25 protein-coding genes are annotated in these 20,825 nt (G+C 70.0%); 10 read left to right on the forward strand and 15 right to left on the reverse strand.

What is annotated here, in order from left to right; genetic code table 11:
• Positions 1-2 precede the first annotated feature (2 nt).
• Positions 3-707, reverse strand: a complete 705-nt coding sequence (locus BJ969_RS08610) for an SDR family oxidoreductase (RefSeq protein ID WP_184478288.1) — start codon at positions 705-707, stop codon at positions 3-5.
• Positions 708-915: 208 nt separating this feature from the next.
• On the opposite strand from BJ969_RS08610, the gene BJ969_RS08615 reads away from it, so the two are divergent.
• The 5 genes from BJ969_RS08615 (at position 916) to tatC (ending at position 4,449) form a co-directional block, all read left to right on the forward strand.
• Positions 916-1,926: a WYL domain-containing protein gene (locus BJ969_RS08615; protein WP_184478289.1), complete on the forward strand. Its 1,011-nt coding sequence runs from the start codon at positions 916-918 to the stop codon at positions 1,924-1,926.
• Positions 1,923-2,897: a helix-turn-helix transcriptional regulator gene (locus BJ969_RS08620; protein ID WP_184478290.1), complete on the forward strand. Its 975-nt coding sequence runs from the start codon at positions 1,923-1,925 to the stop codon at positions 2,895-2,897. Before BJ969_RS08615 ends, BJ969_RS08620 begins: the two co-directional genes overlap by 4 nt.
• A gap of 18 nt (positions 2,898-2,915) precedes the next feature.
• Entirely contained in the window at positions 2,916-3,122 is a 207-nt protein-coding gene (locus BJ969_RS08625) for a bacteriophage holin (protein WP_184478291.1), read from the forward strand.
• A gap of 70 nt (positions 3,123-3,192) precedes the next feature.
• On the forward strand, positions 3,193-3,465 hold the full coding sequence (gene tatA / locus BJ969_RS08630; protein WP_184478292.1) for a Sec-independent protein translocase subunit TatA: 273 nt from the start codon (positions 3,193-3,195) through the stop codon (positions 3,463-3,465).
• 102 nt (positions 3,466-3,567) lie between these two features.
• Positions 3,568-4,449 carry a twin-arginine translocase subunit TatC gene (gene tatC / locus BJ969_RS08635; protein WP_184478293.1) on the forward strand — a complete coding sequence of 294 codons (882 nt, stop codon included), beginning with the start codon at positions 3,568-3,570 and terminating at the stop codon, positions 4,447-4,449.
• A 90-nt stretch (positions 4,450-4,539) separates the two neighbouring features.
• On the opposite strand, the gene BJ969_RS08640 is transcribed toward tatC, so the two are convergent.
• From BJ969_RS08640 to BJ969_RS08680, 9 genes are all read right to left on the reverse strand, one after another.
• Positions 4,540-5,238 carry a zinc ribbon domain-containing protein gene (locus tag BJ969_RS08640; protein WP_184478294.1) on the reverse strand — a complete coding sequence of 233 codons (699 nt, stop codon included), beginning with the start codon at positions 5,236-5,238 and terminating at the stop codon, positions 4,540-4,542.
• Positions 5,239-5,597: 359 nt separating this feature from the next.
• The gene (locus BJ969_RS08645; protein WP_184478295.1) at positions 5,598-6,164 is read right to left on the reverse strand and encodes a phage tail protein; all 567 of its coding nucleotides are present in this window, start codon (positions 6,162-6,164) and stop codon (positions 5,598-5,600) included.
• Positions 6,161-8,125, reverse strand: coding sequence for a putative baseplate assembly protein (locus BJ969_RS08650; protein ID WP_184478296.1), 1,965 nt, complete (start codon positions 8,123-8,125; stop codon positions 6,161-6,163). Before BJ969_RS08650 ends, BJ969_RS08645 begins: the two co-directional genes overlap by 4 nt.
• On the reverse strand, positions 8,125-8,547 hold the full coding sequence (locus BJ969_RS08655; protein ID WP_184478297.1) for a GPW/gp25 family protein: 423 nt from the start codon (positions 8,545-8,547) through the stop codon (positions 8,125-8,127). Before BJ969_RS08655 ends, BJ969_RS08650 begins: the two co-directional genes overlap by 1 nt.
• Positions 8,544-8,858, reverse strand: coding sequence for a PAAR domain-containing protein (locus BJ969_RS08660; RefSeq protein WP_184478298.1), 315 nt, complete (start codon positions 8,856-8,858; stop codon positions 8,544-8,546). Before BJ969_RS08660 ends, BJ969_RS08655 begins: the two co-directional genes overlap by 4 nt.
• Before the next feature lie 53 nt (positions 8,859-8,911).
• Positions 8,912-10,738, reverse strand: a complete 1,827-nt coding sequence (locus tag BJ969_RS08665) for a VgrG-related protein (RefSeq protein WP_184478299.1) — start codon at positions 10,736-10,738, stop codon at positions 8,912-8,914.
• Positions 10,738-11,457 carry a CIS tube protein gene (locus tag BJ969_RS08670; RefSeq protein ID WP_184478300.1) on the reverse strand — a complete coding sequence of 240 codons (720 nt, stop codon included), beginning with the start codon at positions 11,455-11,457 and terminating at the stop codon, positions 10,738-10,740. The genes BJ969_RS08665 and BJ969_RS08670 overlap by 1 nt, the downstream gene beginning before the upstream one ends.
• A 13-nt stretch (positions 11,458-11,470) precedes the next feature.
• The gene (locus tag BJ969_RS08675) at positions 11,471-11,896 is read right to left on the reverse strand and encodes a phage tail protein (protein ID WP_184478301.1); all 426 of its coding nucleotides are present in this window, start codon (positions 11,894-11,896) and stop codon (positions 11,471-11,473) included.
• 14 nt (positions 11,897-11,910) lie between these two features.
• Positions 11,911-12,087, reverse strand: a complete 177-nt coding sequence (locus tag BJ969_RS08680; protein WP_184478302.1) for a hypothetical protein — start codon at positions 12,085-12,087, stop codon at positions 11,911-11,913.
• A gap of 1,246 nt (positions 12,088-13,333) precedes the next feature.
• On the opposite strand from BJ969_RS08680, the gene BJ969_RS08685 reads away from it, so the two are divergent.
• Positions 13,334-14,413, forward strand: a complete 1,080-nt coding sequence (locus tag BJ969_RS08685) for a hypothetical protein (protein ID WP_184478303.1) — start codon at positions 13,334-13,336, stop codon at positions 14,411-14,413.
• Between the two features lie 213 nt (positions 14,414-14,626).
• Here the strand turns inward: BJ969_RS08685 and BJ969_RS08690 are convergent, their stop codons facing one another.
• From BJ969_RS08690 to BJ969_RS08705, 4 genes are all read right to left on the reverse strand, one after another.
• On the reverse strand, positions 14,627-14,785 hold the full coding sequence (locus BJ969_RS08690; RefSeq protein ID WP_323055165.1) for a DUF6760 family protein: 159 nt from the start codon (positions 14,783-14,785) through the stop codon (positions 14,627-14,629).
• A complete protein-coding gene (locus BJ969_RS08695) occupies positions 14,782-15,249 on the reverse strand; it encodes a hypothetical protein (RefSeq protein WP_184478304.1) in 468 nt (155 codons plus the stop codon). The genes BJ969_RS08690 and BJ969_RS08695 overlap by 4 nt, the downstream gene beginning before the upstream one ends.
• Positions 15,246-15,686, reverse strand: coding sequence for a phage tail protein (locus tag BJ969_RS08700; RefSeq protein WP_184478305.1), 441 nt, complete (start codon positions 15,684-15,686; stop codon positions 15,246-15,248). Before BJ969_RS08700 ends, BJ969_RS08695 begins: the two co-directional genes overlap by 4 nt.
• 238 nt (positions 15,687-15,924) lie before the next feature.
• Positions 15,925-17,445 carry a phage tail sheath family protein gene (locus BJ969_RS08705; RefSeq protein WP_184478306.1) on the reverse strand — a complete coding sequence of 507 codons (1,521 nt, stop codon included), beginning with the start codon at positions 17,443-17,445 and terminating at the stop codon, positions 15,925-15,927.
• Positions 17,446-17,678: 233 nt separating this feature from the next.
• Between BJ969_RS08705 and BJ969_RS08710 the strand changes: the two genes are divergently transcribed.
• Positions 17,679-18,242: an eCIS core domain-containing protein gene (locus tag BJ969_RS08710; protein WP_184478307.1), complete on the forward strand. Its 564-nt coding sequence runs from the start codon at positions 17,679-17,681 to the stop codon at positions 18,240-18,242.
• Here the strand turns inward: BJ969_RS08710 and BJ969_RS08715 are convergent, their stop codons facing one another.
• Entirely contained in the window at positions 18,243-18,677 is a 435-nt protein-coding gene (locus BJ969_RS08715) for a VOC family protein (RefSeq protein ID WP_221315750.1), read from the reverse strand.
• Positions 18,678-19,434: 757 nt separating this feature from the next.
• Here BJ969_RS08715 and BJ969_RS08720 point away from each other — a divergent pair.
• Genes BJ969_RS08720 through BJ969_RS08730 form a run of 3 tightly spaced genes read left to right on the forward strand, consistent with a single transcriptional unit; the run spans position 19,435 to position 20,767 of the window.
• Positions 19,435-20,292, forward strand: a complete 858-nt coding sequence (locus BJ969_RS08720) for a helix-turn-helix domain-containing protein (protein WP_184478308.1) — start codon at positions 19,435-19,437, stop codon at positions 20,290-20,292.
• Positions 20,293-20,336: 44 nt separating this feature from the next.
• Positions 20,337-20,531 carry a DUF397 domain-containing protein gene (locus BJ969_RS08725; protein ID WP_184485026.1) on the forward strand — a complete coding sequence of 65 codons (195 nt, stop codon included), beginning with the start codon at positions 20,337-20,339 and terminating at the stop codon, positions 20,529-20,531.
• Positions 20,532-20,563: 32 nt separating this feature from the next.
• Positions 20,564-20,767, forward strand: coding sequence for a DUF397 domain-containing protein (locus BJ969_RS08730; protein ID WP_184478309.1), 204 nt, complete (start codon positions 20,564-20,566; stop codon positions 20,765-20,767).
• Positions 20,768-20,825: the final 58 nt, after the last annotated feature.

A 20,825-nucleotide genomic window follows, 5' to 3' on the forward strand; every position in this document is an offset into this window, starting at 1 on the left:
GTTCAGCGCAGCGGGTGCTGGCCGGTGGGGCGGATGAGCAGTTCGTTGACGTCGACGGTGTCGGGCTGGGCGAGGGCGTAGAGCACGGCACGTGCGATGTCCTCCCCGTGCAGCTTGGGGCGGTCGGCCTGCTCCGGGGTGTTCATCTCGGTCTCCACCAGGCCCGGTTGCAGCAGCGTGACCCGGACGCCGGTGCCGACGCATTCGGCTCGGATGTTCTGCGCCATGCCGGTCACGGCCCATTTGGTGGCGGAGTAGAGGTTCCCGGGGCGGATGCCGCGACCCGCCGCCGAACCCGTCAGCAGCAGGTGACCGCGGCTGCGGGCGAGCGCGGGCAGCGCCGCGCGTGCGGTGAGCGCCGTGCCGTGCACGTTGGTCAGCACCATCTCGCGCCACTGGTCCGGATCGGCGCCGCCGGTGCCCAGGAACGAGGTGGACACGCTGTGCCCGGCGTTGGCGAACACGGCGTCGAGCCTGCCGAAGTGCTCTTCGGCTCGTTCCACGGCGGAGCTGATCTCGGCCCATTCGGTGATGTCGCACGGCAGGGCCAAGGCGGTCTCGTGGCCTAGCTCTCGGGTCAGCGGATCCAGTGCTTCGGGGGTTCTGGAGACGAGGGCGAGGCGGTAGCCGGCGTCGGCTGCGGCTCGGGCGGTCGCCGCGCCGATCCCGCGGGACGCGCCGGTGATGAGCAGGACCGGGGCTGACATGTCCGCAGTCTACGAGCGGCGGGCACGCCCATGAACAACTTTGTGATTGCGAGGTTTTCAGTGTCGAATGAAAATGATCCGAGGTGCCGACGCAACGCGACCGCACCGAGGGGTCGGCGGCATCGTCAAGACGGGCCGGGGCGGGGACCGCCGGGCTCGGGACGTGCCCGAAAGACCTGATCAACTGTGATGGAGCTAGAGTTCAAAAGTGGCCACTGCGCGTGCTGAACGCTTGGTGAACCTGGTGCTGTGCCTGCTCTCGACGCGCCAGTACCTGACGGCGGAGCGAATCAGGGGAATTGTTCCGGGTTACACCGATGCGCCCAATGACGAGGCGTTCTTCCGGACCTTCGAGCGCGACAAGTCCGAACTGCGGGACTTGGGCGTGCCGTTGGAGACCGGCCGGAACTCGGCGTTCGACGCCGCCGACGGCTACCGGATAGCCAGGCGGGACTACGAACTCGGCGACATCGGGCTGGAGCCGGACGAGGCGGCGGCCGTGGCGCTGGCACTGCGGCTGTGGGACTCCCCGGAGCTCACCGGCGCGGCTCGTGGCGCGCTGCTGAAGCTCCGGGCGGCCGGGGTCGACGTCGATGATCGGGCGGCCGGCACGATCGAACCGAAGGTGCGCACCAGCGAACCCGCCTTCCCAGCGTTGCTGGCGGCGGTGCAGGCGGGACGGGTCGTGGCCTTCGACTACCGGCGGCCGAACGAGGCGCAGGCGCAGCCGCGCACCGTGGAGCCGTGGGGCGTGGTGGCGTGGCGGGGCCGCTGGTACCTGGTCGGGCACGACCGGGATCGGCGGGCGTCGCGTTGCTTCCGGCTGTCCCGCGTCGTCGGGGAGCCGCGGGCGCAGGGACGGCCCGGCGCGGTGAGCAGGCCGCCGGACGTGGACCTGCTGACGCTCGTGGCCGGTGAGCAGCGGGGTGCGCCGCCGCGCACGCCGGCGCGGGTCTGGGTCGCGCAGGGGCGCGCGCAGGGCCTGCGGCGTCGGGCGACGGTCGTGGAGCCGATGCGGCTCGGGGGCGTCGACGGCGAAGTGCTCGAGCTCGACCTGTTCTACCCGGATTCGGCGGCCTCGTGGATCGCGGGCTACGGCCCGGACGTGGCGGTGCTCGAACCGGACGTGCTGCGCAAATCGGTGCACGAAGCGCACCTGGGGGCGGCCGCGGCCGTCGGTGCGTTCGACGTGGCGGAACCGGGGGAGGTGATCGGATGACGACGGGGGCGACGGAGCGGCTGCCGCGGCTGCTGGCGCTGGTGCCGTACCTGCTCAGCAGGCCGGGGATTCCGGTGGCCGATGCGGCGGAGGACTTCGGTGTCACCGAGCAGCAGCTGCGGCGGGACCTGGAGCTGCTGTGGATGTGCGGCCTGCCCGGTTACGGGCCGGGTGACCTGATCGACCTGTCCTTCGAGGGCGAGACGATCACCGTCACCTACGACGCGGGGATGCGCCGTCCGCTGCGGATGACCGCGTCGGAGGCGACGTCGCTGCTGGTGGCGCTGCGGGCGTTGGCCGATACGCCGGGCATAGCCGACACCGAGGCGGTGCAGCGGGCGCTGTCGAAGGTCGAGGAGGCCGTCGGGCAGGCCGAGCCGACCGGGGTCGTGGTGGGCCTGGCCGGCCGGGAAGGCCCGATGGTGCCGGGTGTGCAGGAGGCGGTGCAGCGGGCCGTGACCGAGCACCGGGCGCTGGCCATGCGGTACTACACGGCCTCGCGGGACGAGATCAGCGAACGCACCGTGGATCCGATGCGGCTGGTGATCGTCGACGGGCGCAGCTACCTGGAGGCGTGGTGCCGCTCGGCGACGGCGGTCCGCCGCTTCCGGCTGGACCGCATCGACGCGGCCGAGGTGCTCGACGAGGCGGCGCAGCCACCGCGGGAGGCGGAACCGACGGACTTCTCGGCGGGCTTGTTCCGGCCGATGCCCGATCAGCCGAGCGCGGTGCTGGAGCTCGATCCGGATGCCAGGTGGGTCAGCGAGTACTACCCGGTGGACGAGCTCGCGGAGCTGGAACACGGGCGGATCCGGGTGCGGATGCGGTATTCGGATCGCTCGTGGATGGTGCGCCTGGTGCTCGGGCTGGGCGGGCAGGGGCGCGTCGTGGAACCTCGCGACCTCGCCGATGACGTGCGACGACGCGCCGAGGAGGCGCTGGCGCGGGCGCATCACGTTCCGTCCTCGTGAGCGCGCTACGGTGATCCGGTGCCCTACGTGTGGAGTCTTGTGCTGCTCGTGGCGGGAGTGCTGCTCCTGCTCGTCCTCCTGATCCGGTTCTTCACCTTGCTGCGCAGGGTGAAGGCGGTGCAACGCGAGGTCACCAACGACGTTTCGAACCGGTCCGGTCTGCTGAAAGCACGAATCGCGGGACTCCAGGTGGCGCTGGCCGAGCGTCGTAATGGAGCCGCGTGACGGCCTATCAGACCGACACCTGCCCGCGTACCATTGCGCTCGCAGGAAGCCCCAAGAAAGGTGTGCACTGATGGGTTTGCCAGGTGGGTGGGAGCTCGTACTCATCGTGGGTGTGCTGGTGTTGCTGTTCGGTGCCACCAAGCTGCCGCAGATGGCGCGTTCGCTCGGCCAGTCCGCACGGGTGTTCAAGGCTGAGGCTCGCGGGATGAAGGAAGACGAGGCCGCCGCGAAGCGCGACAAGGATTCGGCGTCCGAGCCGCAGCAGCTCACCACCGGTGAGGCCAGTGCGCCGGTGACCGCGTCCAACGCGGAAGAAGCGCAGCGCAAAGAAACCAAGAACTGATCGGGGACGGAACGCACGGTGAGTTCAAACCCGTTCCGCCGTTTGAACCCGTGGCGCGGTGACCGTCGCCGTTGGGGTCGTCGGCACAATCCCGACGGCACCATGACCTTGGTCGATCACCTCTACGAGTTGAGGTATCGGCTGGGTTGGGCGGCGTTCGGCATTCTGGTCGGCGCGATCTTCGGTTTCATCTGGTTCTCGAACCACGTGTTCGGGCTGCCGACGCTCAGCGACATCCTGATCCGGCCGTACTGCCAGTTGCCGCCGCAGGTGCGGTTCAGCCCCAACGGCGAATGCCAGCTGTTGCAGACGAAGGCCTTCGAGGTCTTCATGCTGCAGTTGAAGGTCGGCATCGCCGTCGGTGCGCTGCTGTTCAGCCCGCTGTGGCTGTACCAGCTGTGGGCGTTCATCACGCCGGGACTGCACGCGAACGAGCGCAAGTTCGCCCGTACCTTCGTGACGATCGCGAGCCTGCTGTTCGTGTTCGGCGCGGTGCTGGCGTACTTCGTCGTTCCCGAGGGCCTGGGCTTCATGACCAGCTTCGGTGGCGGCGCGTTCTTCACCGCGCTGACCGGTGGCGAGTACATCAACTTCGTGCTCCTGATGCTGCTCATGTTCGGCATCAGCTTCGAAATGCCGCTGGTGCTGGTGATGCTGAACCGGGCCGGTGTGGTCAGCTACGTGAAGCTGAAGAGCTGGTGGCGAGGCATCGTGTTCGGCCTGTTCGTGCTGGCGGCCGTCGCCACGCCGGGGCAGGACCCGTTCTCGATGTTGGCGCTGGCCGGGTGCCTGGTGATCCTGTTCTTGATCGCCATGGTCATCTGCCGGGCGCACGATCGCTCCAAGGCGAAGAAGCTCGCCGCGCAGGGCATGAACATGGACGATGTGGACCTCGACGAAGCGTCGAAGGTCGACTACCGGCCATCGTCGCTGGACACCTCCGCTTCGGAGTCACGGGTCGGCAGCGCTGACGACGCGACCTGATCCCGTTCAAGCCCCCGATGAGTTCGTCGCTCGTCCCCCGTCGCCGCGGTGACGGGGGACGAGTGCGTGAGCGGCCCGTGCCCCGTGTCGTCAGCTTCCTCGTTTCTGGAACTCGACCTCGCCCAGTTCGATGTGCTTGCCGCTGGTGACTTCGGTCGTCTCCTGGATCACGAGCCGGATCCGGCGCACATCGCTGACGCGGATCTCGAACGGTTTCGCTTCGTGGGCTTTGCCGAGTTGCAGCGGATAGGTGTGGGGGACTCCGCTCGTGTCGGTGACGATGGCCTCCATCCGGAGGGGGCGTGCCTGCGCCTCGAACGCCTTGCCCGGCGGGCCGGTGGTGACGAGCACGTGCAGCAGCCGGAACGGCGGATCGAATTCGAACTCGATCCACTCGCCGACGTCGTTGGTCCCCCACCCCTGATTGGTGTACTCGTCGACCGCGGCAACAGCGGGATGTCCGGAGATCTCGCTGTTCGCCGTGATCTTCGTGGGGCGGATGTTCGAGGATTCCATGGTCTTGTCCAGGACGTCCTGCAGCAGCCACTGGCCGAACGGGAACAGCAGGATGGAGCCGATCACGAGCGCGAGGACCAGGCTGAGGATCGTCAGCCGCCGCCACAGCCAGCCGAGTCCGTTGCCGTTGGACCGCTTCTTGCGCAGCCAGCGGGTCGGTTCGGGCTCCGGTTCGACCAGCTGCGTCGCGCAGCGCACGCAGAAGCGCCGGTCCGGCGGATTGGGCGTGCCGCAGGAGCGGCACGGCGGCCCGTCCTGAGGCGTGGTGGGCACGACGGTGTGCGACTCGGGGCGGGGCGCGACGGGTTTCGCGGGCTGGACGGCGACCGGTTCGTCGGCTTCCGCGGCGGGGCCGGCATCGGGCCGAGCGTGGCGCCCTGGTGCCGCTCCGGAAGGGCGGGGCGGTCCCGGAGCCGCGGGCGGACCGGGTGGTGGTCCTGTAGCGGGGCCCGGACCGGGAGGTGGTGGCGGCGCGGGGGCCTGACCCGGCGGTCGCTGCGCGGCGGTGGGGCGGGACGGCGGTGGCGGCACCGGTTTCTTCACGGTGGCATCCCAGCCGAGGTAGGAACCGCAGTTGCCGCAGAAGTCGTCGGTTTCAGCTGTTTGCGCGCCGCAGACCGGGCAGGGTCGCATCATGATCGCCTCCGTTCTTGCTGAGGTGGCCCGGACATGACCTCGACGGTGCAGGTCAGGTGCACGGGGCAGGCCGAGTTGACCAGCGCGACGACCTGGTCGCGGTTCACCGCCGAGCGACCGGCCCACACCTGCACGCGTGCTTCGGTGGTGGGGGCACCGGGGAGCGGGGTCGCGGGCCGGGTGGACCAGGCCGCGCCGGGGCCGTCGAGCACGCGGGCGTGCACTCCGAGGCAGAGCCAGAGCCGGTCGACGAGGCCGCGCGCGGTGCCGCGCCAGCGGTGCAGTTCGACGGCGCGGATCACGACGGCGCGCCGCAGTTCCGGGGGCCAGCCCGGATCCAGTTCCATCGCCACCCAGCCCGCGATCCAGGCGACGAAGTCCTCCGGCGCCACCCGCGGGTCGAAGTAGTACGCCAGGTTGTCCAATGTGGACAAGATGGGTGCGAGCACGGTGTCCAGCCCAGCGGTGAACCGCTGGGCGAAGTCGTCGCCCGCGTACAGCCCGGGCAACTGCTCCCCGAGCGGGTAGCGGCTGGGCAGACCGGGCACTGCCTGTCGGGTCATCTCGGCTCCGCACCATCCGGCGGGTTGACCACGACCTGGTGCTGGTGCGAGAAGACCAGCGCGTGCCGCGCGAGGTCGATGCGGTCGGCGGGGCTCCCGCGCCTGCCGGTGATCGGGTCGGCCGGGAACAGCCGCACCTCCTCGACCAGGCCGACGCCCGCGACGCGCTGGAGCACGGCGAAGATCTCCCCGGTCTGCACGGGATGCCCGAACGGCCAGCCGGTTCCGTCGACGCCACCGCGCAGCGGGTTGATGTAGCGGTAGAGCGCGTCGAGCGCGTCGCCGTTGATCCGGTTCACGTCGTCGCCGGTGGCGCTCATCCGGGCCACGACGGTGATCCCTTGGTAGAACGGCGGTTCCACGATGAGCCGGGCGCCGAGCAGCCGTCGTTCGTTGAGCCGGGCGGCGACGGTGGACAGCAGCTGTTCGGAGGGGATGAGCTGCTCGAAGCGGATGCGATCGCCGGTGTCGGCGACGGCGTCGGGTACGACGAGCACCCGGGCGGCACCGGGTTCGTGGTCGGCGCCCGCGGGCAGGCACCGGATGCGGGCCGCCGCGGGGGCCGCTTGGCGGGCGATCTGCTCGTGGTCGGCGGCGGTCACGGCGCGTTCCTGGAGCTGGAGTTGTTGCGGCGCGCGCACTTTCGCCTCGGACACCGTTTCGCCGTCGATGCCGCCGATGGCGGCTTCGCGGTTCTCCACGTCGGAGATGTAGGGCACGGAGCTGCGCAGCACGGAGATCGTGCCGCGCGCCACGTTGCCGGCGCGTCCGCCGCCGGTGCGGTAGCGCGCGACGCGGATCTGCGCGCCCTTGGCGGGCACCGCGCCCCAGTTGCGCAGCCTGCCGTCGGGCACCCGCACGGCGGGCGGGAAGCTGAACTGGCCGGTCGTCGCGTCGAGCGTGACGTGCCGGTCGGTGTGACCGGAGCGGCCGAAGTGGTCCACGACGGTCCAGTCCTCCCAGCCTTCACCGTCGGACACCTGCACCACGACGGGTTCGCCGTCGGTGAGCACCGGGGCCTCTTCGAGGGTGAACCGCTGTCCCGGCACGCCTGCCGATTCGCCGAGCAGCACCTCGGTGTGGGTTTCGGCGTGTTCGACGGTGGTGGTGCCGCCGACGGTGGAGACCTCGGCGACGCGGACGGTGGGGGATTCGGAGTAGAACGGCTGGCCGGCTTCGGGTTCGACGACGCGGCAGCGCAGCCAGCCGGCGCGCACTCCGGCGACGGCGGAGGGCGCGTGGCCGGGGCCGATCTGCAGGACGACTTCGCCGGGCCGGTTGAGCCCGCCGGTCGTGTCGTCGAACGCCTCGCACTCGGCCCAGCCGGTGCCGTCCCAGGCTTCCCAGACCAGCGGCGGCTGGCGCGGATCGACGCCGATGCCTTCGACCCGGCTGTCGAGTTCCACGGAGATCACGCAGCGCGGCACGGCGTTGCTGAGCCCGAACAGCATGGCGTCGCCGGGGGTGGGTTCGGCTTGGAAGCAGGGCACGTCCCGTTCGGCGCCGAGGTCGGCGGTGCGGTCCTCGATGGTGCCCGCCGCGGAGATCGTCACGAGGGTCCGCAGTTCGCACGGCACGATCGGGAGGTCGTCGACGGTGGCGAACACGACGTCCTGCTCGAGTTCGGAGTGCGCGGTGGCGACTTCGGTTCCGCGGTCGAGCAGCACGGTTTCCTGCTGCGCGGCGGAAAGCCAGAACGTGACGTCGCCGCGCGCGGCGGCCGGTGGGAACAGTCGCACGCCCATCAGGTCGAGGAACGCGAGGTAGTTCTTCTCCGGGACGCGGTTGAGCCGGTAGATCAGCTGGTCCACCATGTGCGCGAAGGTCTCGATGAGCGTGACGCCGGGGTCGGAGACGTTGTGGTCGGTCCATTCCGGGGCGCGTTGCTGCACGTAGCGCTTGGCTTCGTCGACGAGTTCCTGGAACCGGCGGTCGTCGAGGTTGGGGGAGGGGATCGCCATCAGGCCGCGCCTCCCGTCCCTGGTTCACCGGCGTCGGGGATGGTGTAGAAGGGGAACACGAGGTTGCGGCGGTCGTTGGTGGAGCGCAGCGTGTAGTGCACGTCGATGTAGAGCACGCCTTCCTCGTCGTCGTCGGCGGCGATCACCACGTCGGTGACTTCGATCCGCGGTTCCCAGCGGTGCAGCGCGCTGCGCACCTCGTAGGCGATGCGCCCGGCGGTGGCGCCGTCGGCGGGGGCGAACACGTAGTCGTGCACGCCGCAGCCGAATTCGGGGCGCATGGGGCGTTCGCCGGGGGCGGTGCCGAGCACGAGCCGGATGGCCTCTTCGATCTCCTGCTCCCGCTCGACGAGTCCGATGCCGCCGGTGGCGCTGACGCGCAGCGGGAATCCCCAGCCGCGGCCGATGAACCGTTCGCTCACATCGGGCCTCCGATCAGCACGTTCATGGCACCGACGATGACTTGGGCCCCGCAGCTGCTCTTGTCCATCATCTTGGCCGCGGGCAGGTTGCCGATGAGCACGACGCCGCCGCGCGGCGGGCTGGGGGTCAGCACGTTGGCCGGTCCCAGCAGGGCGTGCGGCGGGATTCCGCAGACGACCGTGCTGCCGGTGACGGCGGCGGGTTTGCCGCCGATGAGCACGGTCGCGACGCGGACCGCGACGGGCGGCGGCGGTGGGCCGACGGTGCCCCCGTGACTGATGGGGTCGCCGAGCCGGGCGGCTGGAGGCATCGCGGAACTCCTTGTGCTGCGTGAAGAACGGGTCGTGCTGCGGGAAGAACGGGTCAGTTGATCCGGACGATCGGGGCGCGGAGGGCGGCGGTGGCGCCGCCGTCGACGTTGGCGGCGACCTTGCCGGACAGCGAGGCGTCGGCGTTGGCGTTGATCTTGGCGTTGAGAGTGGCGTCCACCGAGATGTTCTTGCCCTTGAGCGTGATGTCGCCGGTGGTGGCGTCGAGGGTGATGCCGCGCGAGTCCAGCGTCATCGAGCTGAGCGCGCGGCGGCCGCCGGGGGCTTTGACGGCGACCTCGATGGAGTTCTTCTGCTGGTCCAGCCGGATTTCGAGCCGTTCGTTGCCGCTGGCGATGGACACGCCGGGCGGTCCCGTCTTGGCGTCGAGCAGTTCGAGCCGATGTCCCGTGCGGGAGACCAGCGAGCGCCGGCCGACCTTCTTGCCGTCGAGCAGTTTCGTCTTGTGCTCGGAGGGTTTGTCCTTGCCGTTGTAGAGCCCGCCGAGCACGTACGGCCGGTCCAGCAGGCCTTGTTCGAAACCGACGAGCACTTCGTCGCCGACGTCGGGGCTGATCACCCCGCCGCCGCCCTTCCCGCCGAGTTGCACGGTCCGCGCCCAATCGGAGACGTATTTGGCGTCGAGCCAGGGGAACGTGAGTTTCACCCAGCCCCGCTGGCCGTTGGCGGGTTCCTTGATGTCGGTGACGATCGCGTTGGCCACGCCGGGGATGCGCGGTCCGCGGCTCGGGGCGTTGGCGCCGGTGGCAAGTCCGGCCAGCGAGCGGTCCGGGGTGGTGCTCACCAGCACGGTGGTGCGGTAGCCCTGGCCCGGTTCGATCACGTGGTGCACGGCGGTGGCGGTGTACTTCCCGGTGAACTTGCTGCCCGCGTTGCCCAGGGCCACCGGCGTGCCGGCGCGCAGCTTGGGATCGCCTTCGGCGACGGCTTCGACTTCGCCGAGTCCGGCGCTCAGCGACGTCGCCAGCGAATCCGCGACCGCGTTCGCTTCGGCCTGCGTGCCGTAGGGCGTGTCGGTGACGACCATGCTGGTCTTCTTCCCGAACTTGGCGGTCGCCTGCGCGGGGGTGAGGCCGGGAACGATCGTCTTGCTGGTGGTGACGGGTTTGGTGGCGACCACGGGTTTCTTGGTCTTCACGTCCCAGCCGCGCACTTCGACGTTGCTGACCTGGTCGGTGGAGGTGAGCACCGCGCGCAGCGCCATCAGGTTGCGGCCGTACTCCAGCACGAACGGGCTCTTCGCCGCCGACGTCGTCGGGGCGGGTGCGGAGGCGGCGGGCGCGAGCGGGGCGAAGTCGAGCGTGCCGAGCTCGTCGACCCGCACGGTGACGCCGTGCTCCTCGGCCAGGATTTGCAGGAATTCCCAGTCGGAGACGTTGGGCTGGGCCAGCTGCGTGTAGGTGATCTTCTTGGCTTCGATCTTGCCGGCTTTGAGCCCCGCGTCCTTGATGACCTTGCGCACGATGGTGTCGGCGCTCATGTTCTTGTACGCCACCACTTTCCGGCCGCGCAGCAACCGGTGCGCCTTGTTCGTGGCGCGCACCACGGTGAACGAGCCGGTTCCGTCGGAGTCCAGTTCCAGCGCCGTGACCTCACCGGCGAACAGCTTCTCCGGGACTTTGCCGCCGCCCGCGGTCGCGATCGACACCGTCAGCGGCGCGCCGATGCTGATGCCGGTGGCGGTGAGCAGTTCGTGGTTCGGGTCGCGGAAGGTCACCGTCGCCGTGTCGGGCAGCCCGACGTTCTCGTCGACGACGCAGGAGGTGAGCTGTTCCTGCCAGGCGGGCGGCAGCGGCCCGGGGATCTTGACGATCGGGTCGGCGGCGAACGACCTGCCGTCCTGTTCTGCACCGGAGCCCATCACGCACCGTCCTGTTCGAACTCGTCGAGTGCCGGTACGAGGAGTTCGCTGCCGGGCACCAGGATCATCGGATCGTCGATCTCGTTGGCGGCGGCCACGATCCGCCACGCGGTGGCGTCGCCGTATTCCTGCCAGGCGAGCTGCGGCAGGCTGTCGCCCGCGACGACCCGGTGGGTGCGGCGCGAGTTCTCCGCACCGGAGGTGGGGTTCTGGCCGGGCGTGTCGACGCTGGCTTCCTCGATGCCCAGCGAGCAGGTGGCGCGCAGCGGTTTGCCGTCCACGTCGAACAGCGAGTAGTCCACGGAGAAGCTGTTGAGCACCCCGTCGAACGAAGTGGTGCGGGCGGTGCCCCATTCGAACCGGACCCACGGGCTGGCGGGTGTTTTGGAGCTGAGGCTTCTCGGCGTCGGCACGCAGGCGGTCATCAGTTCTTCGATCTTCTGCTCCACCGAGTTGTCGTGCTTGGCGGTGGCGTCCAGGAACACTTCCAGTTGCAGCGAGCGCGGTCCGCTGCCGACGAACTCGGGCAGCGCCGATTCGCTGGCCATCCGGGCGGGTTTGCGCCGCCACTCGGTGCTCTTGGTCAGCGCGAGCTTGTTCGGGTTGAACTGGAACTGGACGCGTTTGAGCGTCGCGCCGGGTTTCGCTCCGACCTTGGCGGGCGGTTCCATGATCAGGAGTTCGGCGCGGGCGAGGTTCTTGCTCGTTGTGGCGGCCATCCGGCCCCTCCTCTCAGGATGGTTGCAGGCCTTCGTGGGCGATTTCGAGGGTTTCCACTCCGGGCTGGGAGGTGGACGGGTCGAACGACGGGCCTTGCCAGCTGACGGGCACGATGCCGATCACCTGCCAGCGCGCGATGGGTGTCAGGTTCGGCTTCAGCGCGACGATTTCGCCGTTCTTGCGCTCGGCGCGGCGCATCGTGTCCGAGAGCCATTTGGAGATCTTCGTGGTGTCCTTGGTGACCGGGCGGGTCAGCGTGATGTTGGTCCAGGTGATGCGGGTGGGCAGTTGCCAGGAGAAGGAGTTGTTGCCGCCTTCGGCGTACTGCTCCACTTCGACCTGCGCGCCGAGCCCGGAGCAGGTGTGGAAGCGGCCGAGGTCGTTGCCGCCGATGGCCAGCCGGAAGAACACGCTGCTGGCGAAGATCTCTTGGGACATCGCTGGGTCTCCTGTCAGCGCCTGCGGTCGTAGGTGCGGCCGAACCGCTCGCGGCCGTGGCGGAGTTCGGTGCGCAGCAGCCTGCCGACCGGTTCGATCAGGCGGCGGGCCAGTTCGTCGATGTCCTGGCCTCCGGCGCTGTCGGGTTCGGCCGGGTCGTCGTCGGTGGCCGGTTCGTGCTCCTTCGGCACGACGGTGACCGGGACACCGGACGGGACCCCGGGGATCGGCGGCTTCGCTTCGGCGGGGTCGGTGGACGGTGCCGGGTCGGGTGGGGTTTCCCGCGGTTGCGCGGGAGGCGGTGAACTGCGCTGCACGGCGAGCGGTGGGGAAGTCGCGGGAGCCGCAGGTGTGTCTACTGTGGAGTGAAGCGGCGATGCGGCGAGCCTCGGTGCGACGGGTGCGTTCGGGGGACGTTCACCGATCGGCGCTGCTGGAGCACGTTGCACCGGCGGAGGATTCGCGATCCTGGGCGGAGCGGAAGGCGACGGTGCTCGATCGTCCGGTCGGGCCCACCGCAACGGCGCCACCGCCGGTGCGGCCTCCGGTCGGTGCGACGGGGTGCGCGCCCCGGTCTGCGCGTGGCGCGTGCGCACGGGTAGCGGGCGGGTGGCGATCAGGGGCAGCACGCGCTGGACGGGTCGCCAGGATCGGGGGCGCGGAGACGCGGGTTCCGAGGTTCCGGGCAGGGGAAGCTCGCGCTGGGTTCCCGGTACCACCGGAGATCCAGCGCTCGGGGCCTGGTCCGCGGACGCAGGAACCGGTCGTGGGACGACGAGATCGTTCGGCGGTACGGCGCCCGGCGGAGCGACCGAGCGTTGGACGGGGGCCTGCTCGGCAGGACGGGCCGGCGATGGCTCCGGTGGCCCGTCGCTCGCTCGCTCCGGGTCGTGCTGGGTTCGAGAGACCGGGAGGGGAGCCGGTTCTGCCGCCGAACTCGTCGCCGGTGGAGTCGGCGCGGACGAGGCGAGGCGCTGCACGGGAGGGGAGTCGCCCACGAGCGGTGCGGTCGGCCCAGGTCGGTCGGGAACGGTTGAGCCGGAGCGGGCGTCGCCGGGATGCTGCGGAGCGCGTGGCGCGTCTCCGCTGGTGGTGGAGTGCGCGGGAGCGTTCGGTGCGGCCCGTCCCGGCGAAGGCTCGGTACGCCGCTGCACCGCCGCCGTGCCGGTGTCCGGCTCGGTCGGGGCCGGTGGATCGAGCGGCTGCGCGGGACCCGTCCGCACGAGGTGAGCGGCGGGGTCGGAACTCCGCTGCACGACGGGGGAATCGGGCGTCGTCGCCTCGGCGGGACCGGCGGTCGCACCCGCATCACCCGCGGTCGTCGGCTCCGGGCGTGCGGAATCCTCGGACGCGCGCGAGTTCCGCCGGATCCGCTGCACGGGTGGGGGCGTTCCGGGAGCCGACACCTCCGGGGCCCCGGTGCCGGGTGGGACGACGGTGGGCGGCTCCTGCTCGGAGCGTCGCGCGGCGCCACCCGTCGACGCGGTGGTCTCCCGCAGCAGGCGCTGCACCTGGGGCGTCGCGCCGAGCAGCGGCGCGGAACCCGGAGTGGAGACCGGCGCCGGGTTCACCGGGACCACGGGCGGAGTATCGCCGTCGTGCGCCGGTGGCTCATCGGGTCTCGCGGGAGCGGCGCCCGCGGGCGCGCCCGCGCGCGGGTTGTTCGGCGCGTGGGTGCCGAGCGGCGTCGCCGACTTCGGGAGTTCCGTCAGCGGTGCCCCGATGCCCTGGGCGTTCCCCGAGGCCGGCGTGGTCCGCTGGACGTTCGCGGTGGTCCGCTGCACGGGCGCCGCCGCCGGGCGCCGCCGCGACGCGGGCCGGTGCGGGCCGGTGCTCGCCGTCGAGTCGGAAGACGTGGCCTGCGGCGTCGGATCCGGTGCGGTGACCTGCGGCATCGGTTCCGGCGCGTCGGCCGGGGAGCTCGGGTCCGTCGCGGTTTCGCCGGACGCGGAGTCCCGGTGCAAGGGGACGGCGCCGGAGGGCAGGCGTTGGATCGGATCACCCAGCGCGGGCCGGTTCTCGGGCCCGCTCGGCGTCGGCCGGGGCTCGCTGCTCGGCGAGCTCGGTCGCCGGACCGCGAGGTCGTCGAGGTCCGCGTCCGGTGCGGTCGGCACCGCGGTGGCGCGAGGAGGCGCGGTGGCGCTCGGAGCCCGCTGGACGAGCGGAGGCGCCGCGTCGCCGGAAGGCTCGGCGGCGGGCACTCGGCGAGGGGGAAGACCGGTGACCGGCCGGGCCCGGGTCAGCGGTGGCGCGAGCCGCCGGGGCCGCACCGCGGAACGCTGCACCGGTGCCACGCCGAGTTCACCGGAACCCGAGGAGTCCGCGGCCGGATCGGGCGCGGCGAACGGCAAGTCCGCGGCGGCGCTCGGGCTCGGCGCGGACGGAGCCACCACGGCACGGTCCGCAACGACCGCGCGCTGCACCGGAGCCGTGGGCGCGCGCACCAGCCCGTGCATGGTTCCGGCCGGTGCGTCGGCGGCGAGCCGATGCCCGAGACCACCGTCGAGCACCCCGTGATCCCGGAACGACGCCACCGACGAGCGGAACCGCGCCGGCTGGATCACGCCGAGCCCACCGCGGCCCAGCACGCCGTCCTGGGCGGCGCTGCGCCGCCACCCGCCGTCCCACGGCGGCACGGCCGGCGCGGTGGCCGCCCGATCCTCCGGTGCGTCGTGCCGCCGCTCGCCACGTCGGCTGAAGCGGCGGAACGGGTTCCAGCGGCTCACCTGCTCACCTGCTCTCGTTCACCCGCGTGTTGATGTGGGCGATCTCCCGCACCCAGCGCCTGCGCTCCAGGTGGTCGAGATCGAGGATCTCCTCGCGCGCCCAGTGGAAGTGGTAAGCGATGTACGCGACCTCTTCGTGCAGCCTGTCGGCCGCGTACGTCACCATTCCCCCAGGCCGTCACCCGCCAAATCGATCTCGAACGCCGTCTGGCAGGACGGGCAGGTGACCCCGGCGCGGGTGTGGCCCTCGCTGTTGATGCGGCGGTAGAAGTCCTGCAGGAAAGCGATGTCGGTGGCGTACATGTTCTCCACCAGGCCCGAGTGCACGTCGGTGATGTCGCCGAGCCGGGTGATGACCTGGCTCAGCAGCACCACGCTCAGGTACGCCGGGTTCTCCTTGACGCGCAGGTCGATCTGCGGGCGCAGCTCGTCGCGCGCCGTCGCCAGCCGCATCCGCCCGTGCCGGTGCAACGTGCCGTCGGTGTGCAGGTAGCCGCGCGGCAGCTCGAACTCGAACTCGTCGTGCGGTGCCTGCGGCGCCGGTCGCTCCGCGGTGTCCGTCGACGCGCCCGCCTTCTTGCTCCCGAGCTGGTCGAGGTCGCCGAGCGAATTGATGCGCCGCCTCATTCGACCTCGATCCGCTCGAAGGTGACGGTGGCCTTCTCGGTGGCGGCGTTGGACTCACCCGCGTTGAGGTCCGGGCCCTCCCACTTGCTGATCCACGCGTCGTAGAGCTGGATGCGGCGCACCGTGGACCCGTTGGGCTCCATCACCTCGATGGTCAGGTTCTCCCGCGCGTCCTCGACCTCGCCGTCGTTGATCGTCTTCTTGATCCACTCGGTGAACTCGGAGCTCTTGTCCATGCCCCGGGTGATCGTCACCTCGCCGCCCTTGTGCCCGCCGGGCTGCTTCTTGTTCATCATCTTGCCGGTGTCGGTGACCTGCTGGGTCTCGACCACGTCCTGCTCGACGACGAGCCCGCTGATCTCCTTGATGGACTCGACCGTCACCCCGCCCAGCTGCACACCGAACCGATGAACGGAAAGACTGTCGCCTTCTGCCATGACGTCCTCTCAGAGTGGTCTGCGTGTGTGTCCGGGTGGCGGAACCTCAGCGGTTTCCTCGCTGCGGGATCTTTTTCCCAAGTGGCTCCGCCACGAGGGAAAAAGCCGTCCTCGCGAGGAAACCGCTGAGAACCCGCCGGTGGTCGGCTTGCTCTGGTGGTCACTGCTCAGCGGCTCCGCCGCTGACAGGACAGAGATCAGAATTCTTGCTGTGGAAGGCTCTTTCGGCGTGCGCCGGTCATTCGCTCAGCAGGCTGGAGCTGTCGGAGTACTGGGAGAGGCGGAAGATGACGAACTCCGCGGGTTTCACCGGTGCCACGCCGATTTCGCAGACGACCTGGCCGAGGTCGATGGATTCCTGCGGGTTGTTGTCCCGGTCGCACTTCACGTAGAAGGCCTCGGCGGGGGTGCGGCCGAACAAGGCGCCGTCGCGCCAGGTCTGGGTGAGGAACGCGCCGATGTTGCGGCGGATGCTGGACCACAGCCGGTCGTCGTTCGGCTCGAACACGACCCACTGGGTGCCGAGCAGGATCGACTCCTCCAGGTAGTTGAACAGCCGCCGCACGTTCAGGTAGCGCCACGCCGGGTCGGAGGACAGGGTGCGCGCACCCCAGATCCGGATGCCGCGCCCCGCGAAGGCCCGCACGCAGTTCACGCCGATCGGGTTGAGCAGGTCCTGCTCGCCCTTGCTCAGCGACGTCTCCAGGTCCACCGCGCCCCGGATCACCTCGTTCGCCGGCGCCTTGTGCACGCCGCGTTCGGTGTCGCTGCGCGCCCACACCCCGGCGACGTGCCCGCTCGGCGGGACCAGCTTGTTGCGCCCCGAAGCGGGGTCGAACACCTTGATCCACGGGTAGTAGAGCGTCGCGTAGTTCGAGTCGTAGCCCGCCTCGTCCATCCGCCAGGTCCGCACCTGCTGCGCGTTGAGCCCAGGAGGCGCGTCCAGCAGCGCGACCCGGTCGCCGAGCTGCTCGCAGTGCGAGATCGCCGCCAGCTGCACCGTTTTCACGCCCTCGGCGTCGATGAGGCCGCGCTGGTGGGCGCTCATCAGGTCCGGGACGGCGACGATGGTGATCTCGTCGATGGTCTCCAGCCCGCCGAAACCGGTGCGGGCGGCCAGATCGCCCACGTACTCCTGGGCGTTGACCTTCGCCGGGGTCGTCGCGCTCGGCGGAGTCGCGGGCACGGTGACGGTCTGGTTGTCCGGGCGGGCGAGGGTGCCGCCGGACTGCTCGGTGACCTCGATCAGCTTCGAGCGGTCCCGCACCTGCGTCACCACGTAGGTCTTGACGTTCTTGCGGGTGGAGACGTCGAAGGTCTCGGCGACCTTGCCGCCCTGGTGCACCAGCAGCTTGAACCGGTCCTCCGGCGGGTTCTCCCCGTCGGCGTCGGCGACCTCCACGGTCACGTCGGCGGTCCCGGCACCCAGTGCGGAGATCCGCAGCCCGCCCAGCTCGACCGGTGTCGCGGCGGGCCGCGCGGGCGCGGCGGCCTCGGACGGACCGCCGATGCGCACCACGTAGGCGGACCCGCCGCCGTTGGCGAAGTACCCGTACACGGCGTGCGCGAGGTAGCCGTCGTCGAACCCGCCGAAGTGCTGCACGTACTGGTTCCAGTTCGTCACCAGCGTCGGCTCGTGGAACGGGCCCTGCGGCGCGAAGCCGACGAAGGCGGCCACCGCGGTCCCGACCCCTTCGATCGGCCTGGCCCCGCTCTGGACTTCCTCCACGTACACGCCAGGGGACAGGTACGACGGCATGTTCGCTCCTTCGTCTGCGGCGTTCGTGCCCCCAGAGCTTTCGCGATCGCGGGCCCGCACGACCATGTCCGCCCGGCCTGCGCCGAGGGCAGCACGAGTGCCTTCCCGGGCAACCCCGCGTTGCCTCGGCAGGCAGGCGGTGGAGGTTGCCCCGCCCTCTGCCCTTCCGGACATTCCCGGTGCGCGGCCGGGGCCGGTAGGAGTGGTGCCGTTGCCGGGTCAGGAGGAGGGCCATGCGGGAGCACGAACAGCACGAGGCGGCGAAGTCCGCGGCGAAACCCGAGCGCACCACCCGAGCACCCGAGCACTCCGGCACCGCCGAGGAGCTGCTGCACCTGCAGCGCACCCTCGGCAACGCGGCCGTGACCCGGCTGATCCAGCGGCGGATGGCGCCCCCGGAGCCCGCTCCGGAACCCGCCTGGTCCGGCGAGGACGTGCTGAAGTCGTCCGGGAAACCGATGGACGCGCCGATGCGCCAGGAGATGGAGTCCCGCCTGGGGGCGAACTTCTCCGACGTGCGGCTGCACACCGGAGCCACCGCGCAGCGGTCCGCCTCCGAGATCGGGGCGCGCGCCTACACCTCCGGCAACAACGTGGTGCTCGGTTCCGGCGCCTCCGACAAGCACACCCTCGCCCACGAGCTCACCCACGTCGTGCAGCAGCGCTCCGGCCCCGTCGCGGGCACCGACAACGGCAACGGACTCAAGATCTCCGACCCCTCGGACCACTTCGAACGGGCGGCCGAGGCCAACGCGCACCGCGTGATGCGCGGGCCGGTGGAGGAGCCGGAGGACTGATCAGCCGAGCGGTTCGGCCAGCGCCACGATCACCCCTCCTGGGCCGCGCACGTAGCAGAGCCGGTAGGCGTCCTCGTACTGCGCGATCTCGCCGAGGAGTTCACCGCCGTGCCCGCGCAGCCGCGCGACGGTGTCGTCCACGTCGTCCACCGCGAACATGACGCTGCGCAAACCCAGTGCGTTCGGCGGTTCCGAGGTCCCGCCGATCGCCGCCGGGCTGCGGAAGTGCGTCAGCTCCAGCTGCCCGTGCCCGTCCGGGGTCCGCATCATCACGATGTCGACCCGGACGTCGTCGATCCCGTTGACCCGGTCCACCCACGGGCCTTCGACGGGAGTGCGGCCCGCCTCCTCCATCCCGAGCTCGGTGAAGAACGCGACGGCACCGTCGAGATCCTCGACGTTCACCCCGACGTGGTCCATTCGCAGAATCGCCATGAGCCGACGGTAGAGCCGACCACCGTCACCCGGCGCCGAACACGGCCGTCACCAGCCGATCGAAGGCCTCGGCGTAGATCAGTTGGGCCGCTCGCGCAGGCTGCGCGCACTGACCGGTAAACGCTTAGATCAAGAAGTATCAGCCGCGTGCACATGGGAATGGCCCCCTGGCTCGGTGAAACTGGATTTTCGTAAAATCAGCCCCCGCATACGGGGGACCTCGTGTGATTCGCCCGCGCGTCCTCGTCGTCCGCGCCGTTCTCGTCGAGCCGGATGCTCGCGTCGTCTTCGGGACCGGTTTCGGTGGCGGTGGATCCGGTTCGGCTGCCCGCTTCGTCGTCGGCTCGGTCAGAGCCTTTTGAGGCCACTCAGTACGCGTTCGTAGAGCGTGATGGTGCGATCCGGGGTGGTGTCGGCCTGAATGCGGCCGGTCAGGTGGAGGACGTATCCGGTCGGACCAGCCTGTGATACGTGATCCCGTTGGGAGGAAAAGACTTTCGCAGCAGGCGGAGCGGTGCGGAGCCAGGGTTCATGTCGTCTCCTTCGTTTCGCCGAGTGCGTTGCGAGGCGGGGTCAGGTCGCCGGAAACGACTCGTCGTGTCGACGTCTAGTGCGGGTAACCTGGTTCGCAACCTTAAAAGTGACTAAGTCGTTTTGGCTAGATCCACGAACGGGTCAACCTGGAGTTGGCCCCGCGAAGTCGCCGGAGGCGAGTCGGGCAGACTGAGTCGGATTGGCGCCGGAGGAGGGGTTGCGGATGACGAGCGGCACCGGATCGATGGTGAGCCGTCGTCGGCTCGGGATCGAGCTGCGTCTGCTGCGCGAGCAAGCGGGCATGAGCGCGACGGACGCGGCCGAACGTCTCGACGACTTGTCGCAGACGAAGATTTCCCGCCTGGAGCGAGGAAAAGTCCAGCGTCCTCGCATCGGTGACATCCGCGCGCTCTTGGAGCTGTACGGCGTCAGCGGGAATGACGCAGAGGGGCTGCTCGACCTGACTCGTGGCTCACGCGGGCGCGGCTGGTGGAACTCCTACTCCGACTTGCTGCCGACCTGGTTCCACGGCTACGTCGGTCTCGAAGCCGAGGCGGCCGACGTCATCAACTTCGAGCCGCAGCTGATCCCCGGCCTCTTGCAGACGGAGGCGTACGTTCGAGCTCTTGCCCGGACAGTGCCGGGGATCAGTTCGGAACGTGTGGAGCGGCAGGTCAAGGTTCGGATGCTGCGTCAGCAAGTTCTGCAACGGGAAGATCCGCTCAAGCTGTGGGCGATCTTGGACGAGGCCGTGCTCCGACGACCGTTCGGCGGGCCGGAGGTCATGCGGGAGCAGCTCGATCACCTCGTAGAAGTATCGACGTGGGCGAACATCGTTCTGCAGGTTCTGCCCTTCAGCGCAGGAAGTCATCCGGCCATCTCGGGTGGGTTCGCGGTTCTGGGATTTCCGGACACAGGTGACACCGATGTTGCTTATCTCGATGCCCACGGAGGCTTGTACCTGGACGGTGCAGCCGACGTAGTCTGGTATCGAGAACTGTTCGACCACCTGCGCGCACGAGCGGCTGATCCCGACCGAACGGGCGAGCTGGTCAAGAAGATTTCCAAGGAGTCGACGTGACTCGACCCAGCGGGTCTGCCTCGAACCATGTCGGTCTAGCAAACATGTCTTGGCGCAAGAGTTCGCGCAGCACTCCGAACGGTCAGTGCGTCGAGGTCGCGGCAATTCCAGGTGTGACAGCCGTTCGGGACAGCAAGCTCGGTCAGATGAGCCCCGTGCTGCCCTTCGCGCCCGCGAGTTGGTCGACCTTCCTGGCAGAGCTCAAGAACGGCACCTTCGACGTAGGGCGGCCCGGCTGACTGTTAATGCGGTGAGGAGCGGAGGCGACGGTATGACGGTGCGGCAGGAGATTCCCGGTGGCTGGCGGAAGTCGAGCCGGAGCACTCAGACCGACAGCTGTGTCGAAGTCGGTCGGGTGACCGGTGGTGCTGCGGTCCGGGACACCAAGGATCGGGCTTCGGGCCACTTCACGGCGACCAGCGCGCAGTGGTCGGCGTTCGTGGGTGCGATCAGGCACGGTCGCTTCGACGCGTGAGTCGCGAAGACGAGCCCAGGCAGGAATCCTCCTGGGCTCGTCCTCGGCCGTACCGCGC

Origin of the sequence: Saccharopolyspora gloriosae, from assembly GCF_014203325.1 — a bacterium.
Taxonomy (GTDB): Bacteria; Actinomycetota; Actinomycetes; order Mycobacteriales; family Pseudonocardiaceae; genus Saccharopolyspora_C; species Saccharopolyspora_C gloriosae.